Annotated in this window: 15 protein-coding genes; 9 read left to right on the top strand and 6 right to left on the bottom strand. The window is 57.5% G+C overall.

Annotation, left to right across the window (positions count from 1 at the left end; genetic code table 11):
* The first annotated feature begins 85 nt into the window (after positions 1–85).
* The 3 genes from AC2FIR_RS09610 to AC2FIR_RS09600 all read left to right on the top strand — a co-directional run bounded on the left by AC2FIR_RS09610 (position 86) and on the right by AC2FIR_RS09600 (position 2670).
* Positions 86–697, top strand: coding sequence for a hypothetical protein (locus tag AC2FIR_RS09610; RefSeq protein WP_496745911.1), 612 nt, complete (start codon positions 86–88; stop codon positions 695–697).
* Positions 691–1623, top strand: coding sequence for a phage exclusion protein Lit family protein (locus AC2FIR_RS09605; protein WP_496745909.1), 933 nt, complete (start codon positions 691–693; stop codon positions 1621–1623). The genes AC2FIR_RS09610 and AC2FIR_RS09605 overlap by 7 nt, the downstream gene beginning before the upstream one ends.
* A gap of 156 nt (positions 1624–1779) precedes the next feature.
* Positions 1780–2670, top strand: coding sequence for a LysR substrate-binding domain-containing protein (locus tag AC2FIR_RS09600; protein ID WP_170611658.1), 891 nt, complete (start codon positions 1780–1782; stop codon positions 2668–2670).
* A gap of 210 nt (positions 2671–2880) precedes the next feature.
* Here AC2FIR_RS09600 and AC2FIR_RS09595 read toward each other — a convergent pair whose 3' ends face one another.
* From AC2FIR_RS09595 to AC2FIR_RS09570, 6 genes are read right to left on the bottom strand one after another with little or no spacing between them, the layout of a single operon-like run.
* Complete coding sequence (locus tag AC2FIR_RS09595) at positions 2881–4080, bottom strand: catalase family protein (protein WP_496745907.1); 1200 nt, start codon at positions 4078–4080, stop codon at positions 2881–2883.
* A 9-nt stretch (positions 4081–4089) separates the two neighbouring features.
* Entirely contained in the window at positions 4090–5589 is a 1500-nt protein-coding gene (locus tag AC2FIR_RS09590; protein WP_170611655.1) for a Dyp-type peroxidase, read from the bottom strand.
* On the bottom strand, positions 5586–6887 hold the full coding sequence (locus AC2FIR_RS09585) for a hypothetical protein (protein ID WP_496762213.1): 1302 nt from the start codon (positions 6885–6887) through the stop codon (positions 5586–5588). Before AC2FIR_RS09585 ends, AC2FIR_RS09590 begins: the two co-directional genes overlap by 4 nt.
* 21 nt (positions 6888–6908) lie before the next feature.
* Positions 6909–7361, bottom strand: coding sequence for a hypothetical protein (locus AC2FIR_RS09580; RefSeq protein ID WP_170611651.1), 453 nt, complete (start codon positions 7359–7361; stop codon positions 6909–6911).
* A 13-nt stretch (positions 7362–7374) separates the two neighbouring features.
* Positions 7375–9231 (bottom strand): GMC family oxidoreductase, encoded by a 1857-nt coding sequence (locus tag AC2FIR_RS09575; protein WP_496745902.1) that lies wholly within the window; start codon positions 9229–9231, stop codon positions 7375–7377.
* A gap of 9 nt (positions 9232–9240) precedes the next feature.
* Positions 9241–11652: a c-type cytochrome gene (locus tag AC2FIR_RS09570; RefSeq protein ID WP_496745900.1), complete on the bottom strand. Its 2412-nt coding sequence runs from the start codon at positions 11650–11652 to the stop codon at positions 9241–9243.
* 335 nt (positions 11653–11987) lie between these two features.
* On the opposite strand from AC2FIR_RS09570, the gene AC2FIR_RS09565 reads away from it, so the two are divergent.
* From AC2FIR_RS09565 to AC2FIR_RS09540, 6 genes are all read left to right on the top strand, one after another.
* Entirely contained in the window at positions 11988–14384 is a 2397-nt protein-coding gene (locus tag AC2FIR_RS09565; protein WP_496745898.1) for a T6SS phospholipase effector Tle1-like catalytic domain-containing protein, read from the top strand.
* Between the two features lie 556 nt (positions 14385–14940).
* The gene (locus AC2FIR_RS09560) at positions 14941–15729 is read left to right on the top strand and encodes a hypothetical protein (RefSeq protein WP_170815997.1); all 789 of its coding nucleotides are present in this window, start codon (positions 14941–14943) and stop codon (positions 15727–15729) included.
* Positions 15730–15786: 57 nt separating this feature from the next.
* A complete protein-coding gene (locus AC2FIR_RS09555; RefSeq protein ID WP_170611641.1) occupies positions 15787–16254 on the top strand; it encodes an adenylate/guanylate cyclase domain-containing protein in 468 nt (155 codons plus the stop codon).
* Between the two features lie 146 nt (positions 16255–16400).
* Positions 16401–17027, top strand: a complete 627-nt coding sequence (locus AC2FIR_RS09550; protein ID WP_496745896.1) for a lectin-like protein — start codon at positions 16401–16403, stop codon at positions 17025–17027.
* Positions 17028–17513: 486 nt separating this feature from the next.
* Positions 17514–19493, top strand: coding sequence for a bifunctional 2',3'-cyclic-nucleotide 2'-phosphodiesterase/3'-nucleotidase (locus AC2FIR_RS09545; protein ID WP_496745894.1), 1980 nt, complete (start codon positions 17514–17516; stop codon positions 19491–19493).
* 169 nt (positions 19494–19662) lie between these two features.
* Positions 19663–19983 carry a thioredoxin domain-containing protein gene (locus AC2FIR_RS09540; protein WP_480913644.1) on the top strand — a complete coding sequence of 107 codons (321 nt, stop codon included), beginning with the start codon at positions 19663–19665 and terminating at the stop codon, positions 19981–19983.
* Positions 19984–20004 lie beyond the last annotated feature (21 nt).

Genomic DNA, 20004 nt, shown 5'->3' with positions numbered 1-20004 from the left:
GGTTCGCAGCAGCCGGGGAACATGAGCGTTTTTGAGAAGGGCGGGAGCTGTGGTATGATTTCACAATAAGACAAAGGATTTAGACATGTTTGAAGGTTTAAACCCCATAATTGCCTTCCGAATGTCCGAACGATTGCTGCTGACCGCAATAGTCATTGTCGTCGCTCTGGTTGTTCTTGTCGGATTCTGGAAAACCGTTCAAAAAATTACGGTGACTGACAGTGGCCCGCTGGGTGTTGCCGGGTCAATGGCCCTGTCCACACCGGTTTTCGCGCTGTTGGCGGTGATACTGTACGCGTGGGTCAGTCTTTCGCATCCCATTTCCTATTCCGACGCGGCACCGCAGAGCGCTGCGGAAGAACAAGTTGCCGAAGCATCAGGCAGCGCCCCCAGCAGTTTCACAGGATCTCTGAGCGAGCAGTCCCATCAAGTTGCGGCGTCCGAGATCGACGCCTATGCGCGCCAGCAGGCTCGCCATCAGATCTGGACCCTGAACTGCCTTGCGGATTCGACAACCGTTCGCCCTTCGGCACAGAGCGACCTGATCGGCATCAAGCTGGCGTTGATGAAACAGGTCTGGCAGGACGATTGGGGCAATCCGGTGCAATTCGAACGCTGGGCGCAAAATCCATCAGAAGGCGTTCGCCCTTCCGATGCAGCGCTTGAGGTATTTGAAGGCAGGCACACGGGATGTTGAGGCTGGTTATTCTCATCTACGTCCTTATGACCGGCAGTCTTGCGGCCGAAGTCGTCTACAGTCCTGCCGATCTTCAGCGCGTTCGCGACCGCGCAATTCCCACGATTCAATCCGTCATGTGGCAGGACATCGTGCCACGCCTGCCTGATCAGTTTCGAGACCGCGCCAGTGACGTGCAGCTGTTTTTCCCGGAACGCGGACCGGGGCCCATGTCATTCTATGCGTCACCCGCAAATGGCGAAATCTACATGCCATTGACCTCGTTACGGTTTTTCGATGATATCGCGACGCTTCACGCCTGGTTTGAATCCCAGGACTGCCCGACGGAATACATTCAGACCTACCTCGCAGGACTTCTACGGGCGGGCGAGGATCTGCCGGCCCCGCTTGTCGCTTTTGGTCTGGATCGTGACCGGCTCTTTGCCGACAACTACACCTATGACCTGAGCGGCAAAATTTATTCTTCGGCAATTCAGTTCATTCTGGTTCATGAACTGGGGCATGTTCTGCTGGATCATCAGGCCGGTGTTGAAGGCGCAGAAAGCCGTCAACAGGAAGCCGAAGCCGACAGTTTCGCACTGGATCATTTCGCACGGTTGGGTGGAAACCCCATGGGAATATTCTGGTACTATCAGGCCGCATGGTGGCACGACCCGGCCAGTGACCGTGGAAGGCGCGAAAACACCCATCCGGTTTCAGCGGAACGCATCCGGTCGATGGCGAACCGGTTGATCGAGAACCCGGGCGATTTCGCCCATGGCGAGGCCAACCCCGAGCGTGAAGCGGGCTTTGTCAGGCAGCTTGGCGTCATGACGGCCGCATTTGCCGATCTGATTGACGATGACACTTTTCTGACCTGGATGGCTCCGGCGATGTTCAACGACTATCCGCTGTCCAATCTGCGTCAGGCCTGCCCCCACCAATAGGTGCGGATCAAAACCTTGCCAGACCGCACAAATCCCGTTTGCGTTACTCGTGTTTCGCGGGCGATGTTCGATTGCGGAACCTGCGTCATCGCAACGTCGATATCATCGTTTTGAATATCCTTGCGAAAACAGATCTGATGGTGGCACACGTAGGATATGAAAATAACGTTCAAACAAATCGATGCGTTCCGGACAGTGATTTCAACCGGAACTGTGACCGAAGCCGCCGAGGTGCTCGGAATTTCGCAGCCTGCGGTCAGTCGGCTTGTCTCGGATCTGGAATCCGAAGTTGGATTTAGCCTTTTTCAGCGCTCTGGCAGGGCGCTTGTTCCGACGGAAGAGGCGCGGCTACTGGTGAACGAAGTCCGCCAGGCCGTCAGCGGCATGGAACATATCAAGCAATCTGCGACGGCGATCCGTCATTTCGGCCACGCGCGCCTCAGCCTGGTTACCACCCCGTCATTTGCGTCACAACTGGCTCCCGATCTTATCAAGGAATTTTCGGAAACCTGCCCCGAAGCGATGGCGCGCATGGAATTCGAAGCCAATGACGACACTGTCGAGTGGCTGGTGTCGCAGAACTATGATTTCGGCATCAAGACAAGCCCGCCGTCAAACCCGTCCTTTGAAAGCCTGAAGCTGTATGACGACGATGTTTATTGCGTGCTGCCCAAAGGTCATCCGCTTGCGACCAAGGAAGCCATCAAAGCCCGCGATCTGCAGGACGAAAGCTTTATCTCATACATGGGCCTGTCCCGCTTTCGCTTTGAAGTGGATCGGTTTTTTGAGGCCAATTCTGTTACGCGACGAATGAAATACGAAGCCCGGACAACGGACGGGATCTGCCGTCTGGTCGCGCGCGGCCTGGGCGTATCCATTGTCGGATCGTCCAGAGATTACCTGAAAACGATGCCCGGGTGCATTGCCCTGCCCTTTGCGGCGCCGCTTAGCTTTCAGGCCATCCTGTTCTGGTCCAAAAACGAGCCTTTGTCGGCGGTTGCAAAGATCTTCCTGGACCTCGCCCGGCAGAAGGCAAACTCAGCCTAGATCATGCTGCAATTGGCGGCGACATGGTCAGGTTGCGGAAATGATGACCTTTCGGAAGGTGGTCACTGCTCGGACCGCCTGAGTAAGGAAAGCAAAGAACGCATTCCTCGTCCGACATCAGGGTTCCAACCAACCTGGTGTCAAAGGCAAACACCCGGCCAAAGCTTGTTCGATAAGGCGCTCATCGACAGTGCCGCTAACAGACGACCTTCATTCAAACGTCTCCGATCCGTCCGGTTCGATGTGGGCGGCCTTGTTCATTTGCTGACGAAAGACTGCCAGTTCCTGATACATTCGCCGCCGCGCCCGGCTTTGGTTGCCTAGCGGGCGGTGGTCGGCCAGCGAGTGCCAGGGATTGATCCGCAAGTTCCGCGCGAAAGACATCTGGGCCGGAGTATCAAATTCCTGCTGCGGGATATGAATACGCGCGACGGGTATCCAGGGCGATTTGTCCTCGGGCCACAGCACCGAGGCATCCTCGACCGGCATCAGGTGCGGGTCGGACTGGATCTGCACCAGCATCTCAAATTCGGCCGGACCCGCGCGCAGGGCGCGGGACATGTTGTCCCGTAGGTAGTTCGGTGGCACGCGCCCGAACGGAACCCCGGGGATGGTCATCGGCACATCGGACAAAGGCTTGTAAGAGTACAGCATTGCCTGCCCTTCGCCCAAAAGGTACGGCACGCAACTGAAGTAGCGCTGGCCCAGCGGATTGTACTGGGTCTCGTTCCACAGACCCTGCATGAGGAAGTCAATCAGGTGTGAATCCTTTGGGTTCAGGAAATACCAGATCGGCTCGTCAATAGTGCTCCAGTATTGCAGCTTGGCATTCTCGCGCACGTCCGGCGTCACGAATGTCGGCGTGACGACGGCGGGCCAGTCCTGAGTGAATTTCTCCTCCTCCATCAGCTTCGGCCCCGGCACGTCCATCAGCTTGACTGACATCGACCCGAACCCGACATCCCGAATGTCTTCAGGCACATCCGGGCCGGGCCCGGCAAAGCGAATATAGGCCGGATAGCTTCGTTCGGTCGCAAATACGCCTTTACGCAGGTGTTCGGGCAAATCGGGATTCACCGTAAAGGTTGCGCGTACCAGCCCGTGTGTTTTGGTATTGCCACCGCGTTCGTAGGCACCGGGTTGAAAATGCAGGTTCATCTGCTCGCGCATCTCGTCGATGATTGTCTGCAGCGCCTCCTCTTCCCAGTCAAATATCTTCTCCTCGGCCAGGCCAAGCCCAAGGTTCGGGCGCTTGCGGTTCTTGAGACGCTGAAGAAAGCGCGCCGCAGGTGCGCGAACCAGGCGGTTTAGCTGCGGGCGGAAAAATGGCTCCAACCTGCGTTCGAAGTGCAACCCGATCTGAAGTAGTGAATGCAGAAAACGGCGGATGAAAAGAAGGATAGCGCGCATGAGGATCTCCTATTCCTTCTGTTCTGCGAGCAAGCGTAACGCGCGCAAGCCGGGCAGGAAGAAATAGCCGCCACCCCTGACGGTTACGAATTGCGGCAGGTGGTCCAGCCGCTCGGCGATACCGGTTGCACGCTGGATACTGAAACTGTCTGATGCCACGCCGCCGACGGGCTCGCGGCTGCCGACAATCGGGTCCGCCTCGCCGTGCAAACCATCGAAGGAAGGTGAAGACATCCAGGCGTTCTGCACAAATTCGAACTGGCGCGTGATATCGGCGCAAAGGCAGACAAAATGCAGCCCCCTTGCCTCTTGATCGGCCCCTTCGCCTGACAGCGCCTGTTCAGGCGACAGCGGCGGCCCGTATGCGCGCCCGCGACGGACAAGCCGGTGAAAGCGTGTCGACGCAACCAGATCATGCCGTCCCGGCAGCTTGTCCCGCCTGCGGCGGAACCCAAGCGTGCTGGTGATCCAGGCCCATCGGCTGGTGACACCGGGTGGCTGATCACCGGTTCTCGGATTGGCGCGCCTGATATGGGCGCCAACCGGGCAGACCACGCCATCGATGTCATCCTCGTAGGTGAAATTGTTTCCCTGACGCCCGCCCTCGATCTCGCGCCTGCCCTTTATCATCGGTGTGCCGTCCCGCGCGCGACCCACCATCGCCGTTGCCAGCGCTTCGCGGTGCGCGGCGTCGCCATGCGCCACCGAGTCGAGATGTCGCCAGAACCCCGGCACGTCCTGTTCAAGCTGGCGCATGACCAGATAGCTGCCATTGTGTCCAAAGCCGTTGTCCCCCGAGGCCGCGCCGGCATGCGCCGTTGATCCATCTTCGGCGGTGATCAGCAGACCGGAGGAGACTTCCTTGTATTCATTGACATGGCCCAGAACGACCTCGCCGGGTGCGATAAGATTGGAATACGTCTCTCGACCATGCTTGGGTGGAGGGCTTTTTCGGTCCCAATCCACTTTCGGCTCGCTGATACCATCGGCAAAACCGAAAGGCTCGATGCCGTCATTCAGGCGCGTCGGCAGTTCTTGGATGATGTCGAATGCATCGTGAAATGCGTGTTCAAGAATTGTCGACTTGAAAGGGCCGAGCCCGCGCTCGCGTGCATAGAGCATCAGCAGCAAATGGACTTTACCGCCTTCCCACATCCAGTTTTCCGGCGCGTTTCCACCGGAATCGCCAAGCCTTCGGATGCGGCTGTCTTCGCCCGCCATTCCGGCCAGAAATGGCTGCGAAAACTGCGCCAGAATCTTGTCCGGCAAACCAAGTGCGCGCAATCCGCCAGCCGTAAACGCAACCTGAAGCGCGACCTCGGGCGGGGTATCCAACCACTCGGCCGACGTTATGGGTGCGGATGCCAGCCAATCCCGGGCGGTCCGAGCATCCGAAACGGTCAGCAGCAGAAACTCGGCCTCGGGCAGCTTGCCATAACCAAACCGGATCAAGCCTTGCATGTCCGCGAAATCGACCTGTGTGGTCTGGATATCCTTGTTTTTGCTCATATCTTGGCCAGCCATTTGCGCAGCGCGCGAAGCCCGGACGGCCGCCGTTCCAGCCCGGCGCGTATTTGCGAATGCCTGTCGAGATCGACGGCAGTAAGACCGGGATAGGCCTTGTACCAGACCAATGTGGCTTGCTGGCGGTTCCGCAGGAAGCGTTTGAACTTGTGCTCTTGCTCGGCCCCATCCTTGATCAGAAACCGCGTACTGGGATAACCCACGCCGTTCGAAAACACGAGGTTGAGCCCCCAGGCAACTTTGTTGACGAAATCGTCCATGTAGCTTTCCAATGCGCCATCGTAATTGCTGCAGAACATCACACGGCGCTTGTCATCGAAATAGACCCAACGCGCGAAATGGATTGTCTGAACGCGGGTGAGGTAGCCACGCGAGAAGATGTGCCTTGCTGCGTAATTCAACAGATACAGCGCAACCGTTGTCACCGCGCGCCGGAATCCACCGGGCTTGAGATCGCCAACCGCCGAAAAGGGGTTGGTGACGTCGTGGTCGTCATAAGTGCCCATCGCAGCGATATGCGTGTCGTCCGGGCGCGGCAGGATTTCAGGATCCGAACGCTCCAGTCGTCGTAGGCGCCAGATCAGTAGCGGCGAGGCCAGCAGAACGAGCGGCGATATCGCCAAGAGCACCAACGGCACACCGAATTTTTCGGTCCAGTCGATGAAAACCCGCCGTAACGAAGGTGACCGCCTCGGCGTCAGGCGCAGGCGTCCTTCGCGCCGTTCGGCCGAGACAAATTCCTGCAACCGCTCGTGCAGCAGGATGGCATCTTTTGCCCCGTGGGCCTCAATAAGCGCGTGCAATTCCAATTTCAGAGCGTGCGCAAGCGCGGCTTCCTCGTGAATCTGCTGCACCGTGCGACCGCGCCTGTTTACGTAATTGGCGGCCTCGACCACATTGTGCCGGGCCATCCAATCACGCAGGTCCGTACCTTCACGGAAGTCCTCGCAATGCGAAAAGATGCGACGCAACCCTTCGCCCGCGTGATTTGCCATCTCAACCAGAAAGCTGTCCCGGTCTCCGTCCATATCGCCCAGAAACGCCAGATGCGGCGGGAAGGCGCGCGCTTCGACGCCATAAGCTTCAATGTCCCGCCATGTGTCGACTTGCGGAAGAAAGAACCGCGCGACGTGCAAACGATCGAAATCAGCGAAGGGCACGATCGGGTTCTTGGGATCCGCAAGCCCCGGTTTAAGCACCATCTCGGACAGCAGCGCGCGCAAATCCTCGATGCGTCCCTCCGCAATGGGGGCCAAAATCAGAAAGGTGCTCTGCTGTGTCATGGCGGGGCCAGTTTACCAGATTTAGGACGATATCGCGTCAGCATTGAAATCCAGCGCGAAGTCGATCAGGCGATTGTCGTCCCAATAGACCTTACCCAGATAGAGACCAGGACCGATGGCCCGGATTTCGTCGCGGATCCATTGTGCGAGAAGCGAAGTGTCGGAATAGTCCAGCACGATGCATTCCTTTCCATCGAGCCAGCTCTTGTCCTTGTAAACCTTGGCCAGTATGGCGTTAAGCCCAAACGGCAGGATCCGATTTCGCAGCACCCCTTTCGACTGGTCGAAAACTTTGCCTTGCCAGGCAAAACTGTTGATAAAGCGCGAGATCAGCGGTGTGAATTTCGTGCCCGGGGCGACAATGGCGGTTCCTTCGGCTTCGCCGTCGGGAATGTCCCCGGCCGGTACGCTGGAAAACAGTTCGTCCAGTTCTTCCTGACTCATATCCATGAGCGACTCGATGCTATGTGCCATAGTGGCCCCCTTTCTAGACAGTGACGTGTTTTGCATCCTCCAGAATGTCCTGGGCGGCTTTTTCGCCGACCATGTAAACAGAGGATGCGATGAAAAATCCCGGAATGCGCGGAAAGACCGAAGCGTCAGCTACCCGTAGCCCCTTTGTACCATGTACGCGCAGGCGGCTGTCCAACACGCCGCTGTCGGGCGGCCCGATGGCGCAACTGCACGACGCGTGATGCCCCCAACACTCGTCACGTACAAACTGGGCGATTTCCGTATCCGTTTTGACATCCGGGCCGGGAATTTCCTCGGCCTCGATCTGGCCGTCGCGGCGCAGCGGCTCGGTCAGGTTGCGAACAAATTTCACCCCTTCGACAACCGCTTGCAGGTCGTCGTCGCCGCCTTGCTTAAAGTAGTTGAACTCGATGAGGGGCCGGTCGCGCGGATCGGCCGAGGCCAGCCGCACGCGCCCCGTCGCATTTGCTGTATGGGCCTTCAGGACGGCCCAGCTCAGATGGTTGCGGCTGCGCGCCAGATCAGCAGCATAGCCGGGGTAGTAGCCAGCGAACCGCCCTAACAATGCCATGCAGAACAGATCAGGCAGCTTCTTGTCCGGGCTCGAACGCCGAATAACGCCCAGCGCCGCGCCGTTGGTTGAATACAGACCCTTACCGGTGTCCTGCCATTCCCGCCATAGCGGATCGCCGGATTCATAGCCGCAGTCGGTCAAGCTTTCCCAGCAATCCACCGCCATGCGGTTTACGACGGCAACTTCGTAGCGATCCTGCAGGTTGCGACCAACGCCGTCCAGCGCGATGCGTTGCGGAATACCCGCCCGCGCCAGTTCGTCGGCCGGACCAATTCCCGACAGCATCAGCAATTGCGGAGTGTTGAAGGCGCCACCCGCAAGAATAACTTCGTGTTTTGCCTGCGCGCGCCGTCGAATTCCCTGACTGTCGCTTGGGGTGGCATGTGCACGGTAAAGCCGCTCTCCCTTGAGGTATTCAACCCCGGTCGCGCGATTCTGATCATCAAACAGAACCCGGGTCGCAAGTGCGTCAAGCTCGACCGTCAGACAATCCGGATAACGCCGTGCGGTTTCGAGCACCCGCTCTCGTGTGCCGATACGCCGTCCGTTTTGCGTGGTAAGCGGCGTGTAAACCAGGCCCTCGGCGTTGCCGTCGATCCGGTCAAGGTCATTTGGATCTGCCGCACTCTTGAGCTGCCAGCGCAGGTGCCGCCATACCTTGTCTCCATCACCCAGCATTTCGCGAACGGATGCACGCAGCATGTCCATGATGTCGTCGTCGCGCAGGGCCGCACGCGGGATCGCCTTTTCCGTAGAAAGCCAACCGCGATAGCCGTGGCCGGTCCGGTCGATGCCAATTGCATTCAGCACCTTTTGCATCGGGCGATGGCGGCAGTTTTCGATCCGGCGGAAAATCTGATGCATCGCCTTCGGCGACCAACCGGCGTCGCCGGTAAGCTTCTCGATGTGGCGCCAATCATCGTGATGCGGGTAAACGAATATCATTGCGTTATGTGCCGTGCAGCCACCCAGCGTACCCGCCCGTGGGTACAGTACGCCATCCGGCCCCGCTTTTGGATCGCGCACCTGAAGGGCCGGGTCGTCATAGTGGTTGACATGAAAGTCCCAGCGCAGTGCTTCATTCTCGGTGGCGAAGGGATGAAATGCCGGCACGTCATAGTCATCGGGCAACCGGTTTTCCGCGCCCAATCCCCGCACTCCGCCTTGTGCGGAACGGGGATCGCCACCTGCCTCCAGAAGAAGCACGCGCATTCCCGCTTCGGCCAGTCGGGCCGCAACCGTGCCGCCGCCCGCGCCCGAGCCGACGACGACATAGTCATAAATGGGCGCGTCCACGCTCATACCTCAGAAACGTTTGAGGTAGGCGATCAGATCCTCCTTCTGCGGATCCGTCAGCCGGGTTCCGAAATAATGACCACGATTGACGACGAAGTCGGGGCATTTGCTGAGTTCGAGAAGCGGTTCGACCAGATCAGCGAACATGGCCCGCACCTGAGTATTGCTGGCATTGTCGGGCAAATCCTTCAGGTTCCGCTTGATCATGATGACAAGCCGGGCGAGCCTGAAATCATGTTCGATCCTTTCCAACAAGTCGGCGTTGTCGAGCCGTATGTTGAGATTGGCAAGCAGGTTGATCGGTGTTCCCGCAGGGATCGGGCCCAGTTCGATGTCGCCGTTTTCGCTGAAAAGCCAGGGCAGTTCGTCCCGGAAGGGTTCGAACAGGCGCATCAGGAAGTCGGGCTGGAAACCACGCGGGATCATCAGGTAGCTTTGCTCGGTCGTGCGATCGATTAGCCCGGGCACCTTGTCGCCCAGTTCGCTGTCACGCAGCCGGCGTTCTGGCCACAGCATCTTGCGAATACCATCGTCGAAGGTGCGCATCCTGGCTGCGACCGACGGGTCGGGTTCATAATAGCCCACCGTGTTGTTCAACAGATACGGCGCCGTCGACCAAAGACTGATCAGCGAAGGTACACGCGTGTAACCACGGCCGCCTGTAGGCATTTCGTACATGTAGGGTTCGCCGGTCACCGGATGGTGCACCTCGATCTCGCCGACCGACGGCAGCGCCTTGTAGGTCGAAGACGAAAAATTGTCCCAGATGTTACCCTCGATGGCGTTTGTCGCCAGCGGGCTGCAGGCGTTTGTCTCAAGTAGCGTGACCGGAATCCGCATCTCATTAGACAGATAGTTATTTTCCAGAAAATCGTCGGCATTGACGATTTCGGTCATCTCTGCCTTGAATTGATCCGTCTTGGTTAGCTCCCAGTAGTTCGACCAGCACTGCAGGTATCCCGGCCCCGAACATCCGCCTGGCATGGCCGCAAAGGCCGTTTCGGGCAACTTGGAGGAATGGCAGCGGGCGCAGTTTTCGGCAAACAGCGTCTTGCCCCGGTTCACCGTCTCGTCATCTTCGGTCAGGTGCTCTGCCCCGCCCGGCGCGTCAGCCAGGTAGTCCGGACGTCCGGCCTTGAGGAAATAGAGCGCAGTCAGCGGAGACTGCAGTTCCGTCGCGCGCCAATAGGCCGAATTCTTCTGCGCGGTTTCAATCTCGATGGGCGTGATCGTGCGGCCTCCGACAATCGGATTAAAGTGCCGCGTCCATTCTTCACTGAAAAGACCTATATTGAGATAAACCCGGTTTAGCGCCCCAAGCGCGCCAACCGAATCCGCGCCGTCCTTCAGGACGCGCGGGCTGAAGCTGATATCGGGCGGCTCAAAAAGCTGTGTCAGCGGACCCTGATCCACGAAATCCTGAAACTGCATGTTGTCGCGCTCGCCCCCGGTCAGGCGTTCCTCGCCCAGCCTTTCGGCTATGCGCAGACGTTCCTCCAGCAGATAGATCGCGTTCATTGTGCGCGGGTTGTTGATGTAGTCAGGCGACACCAGCGACGTATCAAGCGATCCGGGCCGCGCTGTGTGAATCAACTGAACCATGTACTGCCGGTCGTCCGGCTTCCACGCGAACACCCTGTCGAACCAGAAATACTGGGCGCCCACCGTCGCGTTGAGATTGCGCATCTCGGGGTTTTCGGGGTCCTCTGGCGGGTCGATCGGGCTTGGACCGACATGGCAGAAGGCGCAAGACATGCCAACGCGATAAGGCCGGACCAGATCCTTGTCGAAATAGTAATCGGGGTCGTTGTAGAAACGCTCGGGATCCCAACGCCGCTCAGCGCGTTCGTCGAAATCCGGGTTGGGGAATAACCGAAGACCCAGAACGCCGGTTGGTTCACCGTAATATGAGCCGACAGGCATGTTGCGGCCCCGCGCACCGATTTCAACGCCCGGATATTTTTCGGCGTTGTCAAATGGGTCGGCTGCGCAATCGTCACGCCGTTTGTCCAGCCAGAGCCCATAGCGTTCGGGATCCGGGCCAGTCGCCTGATCGAAACACGGTTCGTTTATCAGACCCAGATATTCGAACCGATTGGCGCGTTGCGCTGGCAGATCAGGATGCGAAGACAGGGTCTTGAGAAGATCAAATTGACCGAACGTGTCGCGCGTCAGGCGATCCCAAAGCAAATCGTTGCCGCCGGTCCAGACCATCCACATGTTGCGACCCTTGATTTCATCCGGGCCAAGCGGAATGCCGTTGTCAATCTCGGCGAAATAGTCCTCATCCGCAGGCGGAAAAGACGTCTCGTCTCGCCCGACCAGCATTGCCTCGTCAAGCGGGCCTGAAAAAAGCTGCGCCAGGGCGGCAACGGGCAGAAATGCGACCGGAAAAGTCAGCGAAATAATGCGACAAAACATCAGGCAAACTCCAATCTTCAGCTAGAAATTGGCATCAACCTCTCAGTTGGTACTGTCATATCAGTGTTGGTCCGAATCGAATTTATTGCAACCATGAAGGGAAAGCCGGGTATTTGCGCCTGGATCGAAGGGCCGAATTTTGCGGCTGAAGCGTTTTGGTGACCAGTTTCTGGCACCGTATGACAGTGTGCTCCGGTCGTCTGGCCAGCAAACCGGATGAGGATTTTAATTTTTTATTTCAAAATCTTAATGACATGATAATTTTTCACCGATGAGCCTACTGCCTCCTTCCGGCCACCGGTGCGCGAGGGAATTGATTAGTCCGAAGGTGCGTTATGGATGACCATGAAGACACAAAGACTGCAGCGGGCCTTCCTGAAGGGCGCAAACCGCGCACAGGACCGAACAAGCGGCTCATTGTGTTCGCTGACGGTACAGGCAACGCATTCGGCGGTCAGGCATCGAACATCTGGCGGCTTTATGAGGCCATCGACAAACGCGGGCTTAGTCCCCTGAAGTCCAGCCCGCAACTGGCGCGCTATATCCCGGGTGTCGGAACGTCATCGATTGGACTGGTGCGCTTGTTTGACGGTGCCACGGGGCTGGGCGTGCCGGGCAACGTGCAAAAGCTGTATCGATTCCTGTGCTGGAACTGGGAACCCGGTGACGAAATCTGGATGTTCGGCTTCAGCCGCGGCGCTTTTACCGTGCGTACGCTGGCTGGACTTATCAGTTCCCAAGGGTTGATGCCCCGGGAAGTCGACGGGACCACCGTGTCCGTCGCGGAAATGCATCGCAACTCGAAAGGCGCGTGGCGTGCCTACAGACGGCAGACCGCACCATTTCGCGATCCTCGCACAGGCAAAGTTCGCATGAGCCCGACCGTCTCGATCGGGCGCTTCATCCGGGATGCTTGCGTATGGGCAAAACGGACCATCAGCAGACAGAAGAAACATGTCCAGGTGACAGAGATTCTGCAAACCGAGCAACCAGAACGTTGCGCCGGTCAGATCAAAATCAGGTTCCTGGGCCTGTTTGATACGGTCGAAGCTTATGGAGTGCCGCTGGAAGAGCTGCGCGCGGTGTTCGATTTCTGGATTTGGCCCATCAGTTTTCGCAACCGTGTGTGCAGCCCGGTCGTAGAACATGTCTGCCACGCACTGTCCCTTGATGATGAGAGACGCACCTATCACCCGCTGCGATTTGATCAGACTCCACAACTCGATCTCAAGGGCTCAGGCAATCAGAAGGACGGGCCAAGGATCAAGGAGGTTTGGTTTGCCGGTGTCCACGCCGACATTGGTGGCGGGTATCCCGACGATGAAGCTTCGCTTGAGCCGCTGATCTGGATGATTGAGGAAGCCAGAAAGGATGGCCTGATCTTCATTGACGAAAAGGTCCACGAACTTGACAGCCGGCGCTCGAAAAACGCGTTGATTCACGATTCACGCAGCGGATTGAAATCGGCCTACCGCTACACGCCCCGACCCGTTGAAAGTGGTGAGGCATTTGGTGGCAAGCCTGTTGTGCACAGCTCGGTCGTCCAAAAGATCCTGACTGGCCGCGATGGCTATGCGCCAGTGATGATGAACGACGATTTCCAGCCGCACGATCAACCACAACAGGTTTCACTGCACCACAGCGCGGAAGTTGCCGAGCAGGTCAAGGCACTGGTCTTGTGGCGCAGGATCGCAAATATCTCGTTCATCAGCCTGCTTTTGTTCGCATTGGTCCTGCCATGGGCAGGCGAGCCCGTCCGGGCCATGTTGCAGCCCGGCCGACCGCCGGTCGGGTCAGATGGCGTCGTGCTACCTGACGCCATATCGTCCGTCGCACCCGGCATCGTTCAGCCCTGGATACAGTCCCTGTGGAAGCATCCAGTGCTTTCGATACCGCTCATCGTGGCAATTGTGGCGCTGTTTCTTTTCGGCGCGGCGCTTCGGGACCGGATAAAGGATACCGCCCGTCAGGCCTGGACCTCGGATCGCAAAACCAATTTGCAAAAACCGGCAGACCGGTTTCTGGTTCGAACGGGCAATTTGCTGCAATCCAGCCGAACGTTGAATGCGGCTTATGCATTTCTGGGTTCCAAGCTGGTGCAGGGCGTCTTGGCTGTGTTGATCTTGCTCGGCGTGTTCAAGCTTTTGCATGTCGTCAGCCTGATGTTCACCACCGTCAGCGGCAGTCTGTGCCCAGACACTGGCCCCGGACACGTGATCGAACCGGGAAGCACTTTTGTTCTGCAAGATGAGTTTTCGCCCCAATCTGTCTGCTGGCCGACTGGTGTCGATCTTGTCGAAGGGCAAACATACTGGATCAGGCTGGAGGAAACCGATCCATTCACCGACAAAGGCGCACGCGTTCCGATGACCGGGTTCCAGACCAACAAACGGGTGTATGTACTGGGCAGCCTGATACGACGTTCGAGCGCAAACTGGTTTCAACCGGTCGCGCAAATCGGGGCGAAGGGCCAATCGATTTTACCGCTTTTTGACTACACAGACAAAACCACGGCGTTCATTTCGTGCTTTGATGACATGGCCGCCGAAGACGGGCGCAATTGCGATCCGGTTGATGCACCCAAGGCGATGACGACGCGTATCCGGGCAGAGAGAAGCGGACCGCTGTTTCTGTACGTGAACGACGCGATCATCTGGCCCTTTGACGGTTTCTATGCCAACAACGGTGGCTCCGCCCGTGTCAGCATCCTTGCAGAGGAACCGCCGCTATAACTCTTGATGCAGCGGAACTGTTTCAAAGCTCTGACCGTCAACATGCGCTCCCTCCGCTTTTGCTGAAGTGCAGCAATCAAGACTGTCGCTAGTGCCTGGGTGCGGTGCCATCAGCCGCGAAAGGCAAAGTCCCAACTGAGTTACCGAGACCCAAAAGCGCGATGTCAGCCAAGACAGGATGCGATGACTCGAGACCTTCCGGACCATTCGGAAAACACACTTCGCGAACAATCCAAACGGCGCTCTTCTCGACAGTCGAATTTGACAAAGATCCAATGGCCGCCATAGTTTTAGGCCTGGCTGCTCAGTGTTTTTGAGATGTTTTGGTGTTGAAATGCGTGTCTTTGGCTGGGCATTTGCCCTTGAAATTTGTGCCGGACCGATCTTCGCGCAAAGTTTGCCCGCGAACTCAGTCTTCTGGTCGCAACCCGGTAGCACCGCCACATGCAGCGTGCAAAAACTGCACACCCTGCCTGACGAAAGAACAATCGTCACCCGCGGGGCTTTTGAACGGAAATCATCTGCGCAGCGCTTCACTCAGGCCAGCGGATCCAACATGCAATCTGCGATTGGCAGCCGAAGTTTTGATGTACGTGCATTCGCTCAGCAGTACATATCGCTGGCGCAAAAAGGCAGTTTGACCAAGCTGCCAGGCGTAGACCACGATACGCACCCGTCATTTCAGTCATCGGTGCTCCTGATCAACGCCGCTTTCGCGTTTTCATTGTTCGATTTGCGCAAGGCGTGGTCGGCACAGGAAAGGGCGTTGGTCATTGATTGGGGCAACAAGATCGAACGCAATCAATGGAAGTATGGCACCCCCTCAGTGGATTCCGTTGCAGCCCAGGGGGCGGCGGCAATGGCGTGGGGTGCTGCGACCCAGCAACCCAAGATCTACAAAAAAGGGTATCGCCGCTTCATCAGAACGTTCAAGCGGATAGACAAGAATGGCCTGTTCGAAAGCAACCTGCGCGACAATAACGAGACAATCGCCATGGTCATGCTGTCTGCGGAAGTTCAGCGAAGCAACGGGCTGTCGGGGTACAACATGGCAATGAATGGAAAGACCCTGCACGATGCGGTCAAGGCGCACGCGATCCGTACGTTGGAACTTGGACTGGTTGAAACACGGACACAAGCGGATGATGGCGGATCAGTCAGCTACTTTCGAACAAAAGGGTTCGCGGCGCATTTGGCATGGATTCCTATGTATCTTAGCCGGTATCCGTATGGCCCGGCCTCGGCGGATGTTAAAAGATTGAAGGCCGCAGTTGTCAGCAAAGGTGCGGGCGGGAGAAGCTTTTTTGGACGAAATATCGGAGGACCTACGGAATGCCTTTGGTAGTTCAAATCCCCGATTTGCCGGACCCCTTTCCAAGTCATCCGGTTCGGGGATCACCCCTTGGAAACTGAAGGATCATCTCCCGGCGGCCGCTCCGCTGTCCGCAGGAAACTGGCCGCAATTTTTGCTGCGGATGTGGTCGGCTTTAGCCGGCTGATGTCGCTGGATGAGGAAGGTACGCTGCTGCGGCTTGCCGATCACCGCGTGACCATGGATGCAATAATCTCAAAGCGTGGTGGACGTATTGCCAACACCGCCGGAGACAGCGTTCTGGCGGTGTTCGAAAGCTCCGTCGAGGCGGTGCGCTGCGCGGTCGAGGTCCAGGAAGCGCTGCGGTCCAAAAACGCGGGGGTGCCAGATGATCGGGTGCTGCAATTCAGGATCGGGATCAACGTTGGCGATGTGATGGTTCAGGGCGATGATCTGCTGGGCGATGGCGTCAACGTGGCCTCTCGGCTTGAGGCGCTGGCAGAGCCAGGGGGATTTGCCTTTCAAGCCAGGTACGCGAACAGATCGAAGGAAAACTGACCCTTGAATTTGTGTCGATCGGTCAAAAATGGCTGAAAAACATCCCAAAACCAGTTCAGGCCTACCGAGTTGCAGGAGAGCAAAGCAAGGTTTCGCGTTTCGTTGCGGTTTCAGGCTCTGCCCTCCGCAACAAGTGGGTTGTTCCATTGCTGGTCGCGCTTTCAATCGGACTGGCAGTCTTGGGCCTGACAGTATTGAACCTGTCCGCGCCCGATAACATGGCGACACCCGCTTCACCTGTTGTTGGAGATACCTTCAACCAACGGGATCTTGACGATTGGGCAACCCGTTCAATCAACTCACGAAAAATCCTGGAGCAGGCCACTTTTCAGGAACATGATTACGCACTGGTGCACGCCTGGGGTATTAAATGGGTAGAGGCCGAAGCAGAGGCCCGCGCCATGGGCGGATATCTGGCTGAAATTGGTTCACAGGCCGAGAACGATTTCCTCGTCGATCTGATTGCCGGTCAAGATGATGTCTGGCGGATGCGCGACGAAGGGGACCGTTGGCAGCGTTTCGGACCCTGGATCGGACTGGTTCAGAAGGAAGGTTCAAACGAACCTGCCGAAGGCTGGGAATGGTCCAACGGTGAACCCGTTGCCTTTACAAACTGGTTCTGGCACCAGCCCGACAACTATGACGGAAACGAGCATTTCGGAAGGTTTCGCCAGTTTTCAGACCAGCCCGGGATCAAATGGGATGATGCCCGGCATGTCTCGACCGCGCGAGGGTATCTGGTCGAATTCGAAGGTTCCTCGATCCAGAAGTGATGAGCTGGAGTTTTTTTAGCAGAAACCGGTTTTCTGTCTCAGGGAACTTTGACGGCATGCACTATATTCCGATATCGTCATAGCACACAGAGATGCGCTCGAAAGGCCCATCCGTTGGGGCCATTCCAGTTCTGCTACCACGCTCGTCTTTGAAACCTCAGGCGCGACTTCGCTCGGGAAACGGAGGATGGTTCTAACGGCTGACTTGCCAGTTCTCCTTCTCAACGAAGATCAACAGGCAACACGTCGCATGGTGCGTTCGCATCGGAGTTTCTGGGTCCAGGTCAGATTGCAGAAGAAGAAAAAGTTGGGCACGGATCGGCGGCAGTCGATTCTCCATCACACAAGCGTAATTTTTTGCATTAAGCTGTCTGGAGGTCTCCGACCTTTAGCTCTGACTATTTTCGACTGATCCGGGCCGCTGTCACAAGACTGTCGCCAATACCTTGCAGAAGACCTTCGAAACACGAACCCAACAGGTGTCCCATGACTATGAAAAACACAACGGCCCTTTCTCGCCGTCAGTTTCTTGCCACGACCACGGCTGGCGCAGCGCTTGTCGTGCTGCATCCCTACTCGGCATCGGCAAGTGGAAATCAGGCGCACCTGCGGATTATGGAAACCACGGATATACACGTCCACGTGTTCCCATATGATTACTATGCCGATAAGCCCCGCGACACGGTGGGTCTGTCGCGCACCGCTTCGATCATCAATCAGATCCGATCAGAAGCCACGAACTCCCTCCTGGTCGACAACGGCGATTTTCTCCAAGGCAACCCCATGGGCGACTACATCGCCTATGAGCGTGGAATGAACGAGGGCGACAGCCATCCGATCATAACGGCGTTCAACACCGTCGGCTATGACGCGGCCACCTTAGGCAACCACGAATTCAACTACGGCCTGAGCTTTTTGGAGAAAGCACTTGCAGGCGCGGAATTCCCGGTTGTTCTGGCCAACGTGGTCAAGGAAAAGGGTGCCGGCCCGCTGGGGGACAAGACGTTGGTTCAGCCCTATACCATCCTCGACCGCGAGATTGAGATGGGCGACGGCACCAAACACCCGATCAAGATCGGCGTCATCGGCTTTACCCCGCCGCAGATCATGAACTGGGACCGCAAACATCTGGATGGCAATGTCGAGACGCGCGACATCGTCGAAACCGCCAAAGCCTATGTCCCAGAAATGCAGGAACAGGGCTGCGATCTGATTATCGCCCTATCGCATTCGGGGATTGGCGAAGCCGACCATACAGACGGTATGGAAAACGCCTCGGTCGCACTGGCGGGGGTTGACGGGATCGACGCCCTTGTGACCGGGCACAATCACCTGGTCTTCCCGTCACCGACCTTTGCGGATCGCCCCGGTATCGATGTCGAGAAAGGGACGCTGATGGGAAAACCAGCCGTCATGGGCGGATTTTGGGGTTCGCATCTGGGCATTTTGGACCTGCTGCTGGAACGCGACGGATCCGAATGGCGTGTCGTCACCACCACTTCCGAAGCGCGCCCGATCTCGAAGCGGAACGAAGACCGCTCGATTACGGCTCTTGTCGGTGACGATCAGAAAGTGCTGGATTCGGTTGCCGTAGAACATGAAGAGACGCTGGCCTATGTCCGCCGCGCGGTGGGCAAAACCTCGGCTCCGCTGCACAGTTATTTTGCACTTGTGGCGGATGACCCTTCGGTCCAGATCGTCTCGATCGCGCAGAAATGGTATATTGATCAGATGTTGAAGGGGACCGAGCACGAAGGGCTGCCGATCCTGTCGGCAGCGGCACCTTTCAAGGCCGGGGGTCGGGGTGGACCAGATTACTACACCGATGTCCCGGTTGGTGATGTCGCAATCAAGAACGTGGCAGACCTGTATCTGTACCCCAACACCGTGCGGGCCGTGCGGGTCAACGGGGCGCAGGTGCGCGGTTGGCTGGAACGGTCGGCAGGCATGTTCAATCAGATCGAGCCCGGTGCCAAGGACGCGATCCTGCTGGACCCAAGCTTCCCGTCCTACAACTTCGACGTCATGGACGGCGTGACCTATCAGATCGACCTGTCTCAACCCTCACGCTTTGGTCCCAAGGGGGAAGAGGTCAATCCCGACGCTGCTCGGATTGTGAACCTTCAGTTCAACGGCGAGCCCGTGACAGACGACATGGAGTTCATCATCGCCACCAACAACTACCGCGCCTCGGGCGGTGGATCCTTCCCGGGCGCCTTGGGGGACACGGTTGTTTTCGAGGCCCCTGATACAAACCGCGATGTGATCGTTCGCTATATCGTCGAGCAGAGAACAATCGACCCCAAGGCGGACGCCAACTGGTCGTTTGCCCCGCTGGAGGGTACTACCGTCCTGTTCGAAACCGGGCCCAAGGCTCGTGATTATATGAACGATGTCAAAGGTGTAAGCATTGAAGACGCCGGCGACGGTGCCGACGGCTTCGCAGCGTTCCGTATCAAGCTTTGATGCGCAAAAGTTCAATCTCAAGGGCGGCCGATGGGTCGCCCTTTGTTTAATCTCGAAGCCTGCTCCGTCTCCTCGGTAACAGCTGCCTGCGTGAGGTCGTGCCTTGACTTCTCTCTACCTACTGATAGGTAGTTGCTTGTTGATTGATCCGCCCAAAGGGACATGCCTCATGAAATTCTATGACGTTGAAGGTTTCCCAAATCCTGCCTGTGCCTGTATCGCGCTTGCTGATAAACGGGCCAAGGACAGGGTTGAATTCGTCCCCGTGGATATGATGGGCGGCGAGCATTGCACGAAGGCGTTCAAGGCGAGGAACCCCGAGGCCGTGGTCCCCTGCCCGGAACTGGCGGGTGGCACATACATCTCGCACTGCCATGCGATCACCGAATTTATCGGCGCGGCCTTGGCCGATTTTGCAAAGGTAGACATTTCCGAAAGATTGAAAACCTGCAGTCTTGGCGCGCCAAACTTTCGAACCGCCCACCTGTAGCGGGTTGATCCCCGGGTCGTC

The organism is Ruegeria sp. CDSB136, assembly GCF_059610965.1.
The sequence above is the reverse complement of the archived record's forward strand: the minus strand, read 5'-3'. Positions and strand labels throughout refer to the sequence as shown.

What these genes read in the sequence shown, in the direction of transcription:
- AC2FIR_RS09610 (WP_496745911.1), top strand. Translation starts at nt 86, where the DNA reads ATGTTTGAAGGTTTAAACCCCATAATTGCCTTCCGAATGTCCGAACGA.
- AC2FIR_RS09605 (WP_496745909.1), top strand. Translation starts at nt 691, where the DNA reads ATGTTGAGGCTGGTTATTCTCATCTACGTCCTTATGACCGGCAGTCTT.
- AC2FIR_RS09600 (WP_170611658.1), top strand. Translation starts at nt 1,780, where the DNA reads ATGAAAATAACGTTCAAACAAATCGATGCGTTCCGGACAGTGATTTCA.
- AC2FIR_RS09595 (WP_496745907.1), bottom strand. Translation starts at nt 4,080, where the DNA reads ATGCGCGCTATCCTTCTTTTCATCCGCCGTTTTCTGCATTCACTACTT.
- AC2FIR_RS09590 (WP_170611655.1), bottom strand. Translation starts at nt 5,589, where the DNA reads ATGAGCAAAAACAAGGATATCCAGACCACACAGGTCGATTTCGCGGAC.
- AC2FIR_RS09585 (WP_496762213.1), bottom strand. Translation starts at nt 6,887, where the DNA reads ATGACACAGCAGAGCACCTTTCTGATTTTGGCCCCCATTGCGGAGGGA.
- AC2FIR_RS09580 (WP_170611651.1), bottom strand. Translation starts at nt 7,361, where the DNA reads ATGGCACATAGCATCGAGTCGCTCATGGATATGAGTCAGGAAGAACTG.
- AC2FIR_RS09570 (WP_496745900.1), bottom strand. Translation starts at nt 11,652, where the DNA reads ATGTTTTGTCGCATTATTTCGCTGACTTTTCCGGTCGCATTTCTGCCC.
- AC2FIR_RS09565 (WP_496745898.1), top strand. Translation starts at nt 11,988, where the DNA reads ATGGATGACCATGAAGACACAAAGACTGCAGCGGGCCTTCCTGAAGGG.
- AC2FIR_RS09560 (WP_170815997.1), top strand. Translation starts at nt 14,941, where the DNA reads ATGCAATCTGCGATTGGCAGCCGAAGTTTTGATGTACGTGCATTCGCT.
- AC2FIR_RS09545 (WP_496745894.1), top strand. Translation starts at nt 17,514, where the DNA reads ATGACTATGAAAAACACAACGGCCCTTTCTCGCCGTCAGTTTCTTGCC.
- AC2FIR_RS09540 (WP_480913644.1), top strand. Translation starts at nt 19,663, where the DNA reads ATGAAATTCTATGACGTTGAAGGTTTCCCAAATCCTGCCTGTGCCTGT.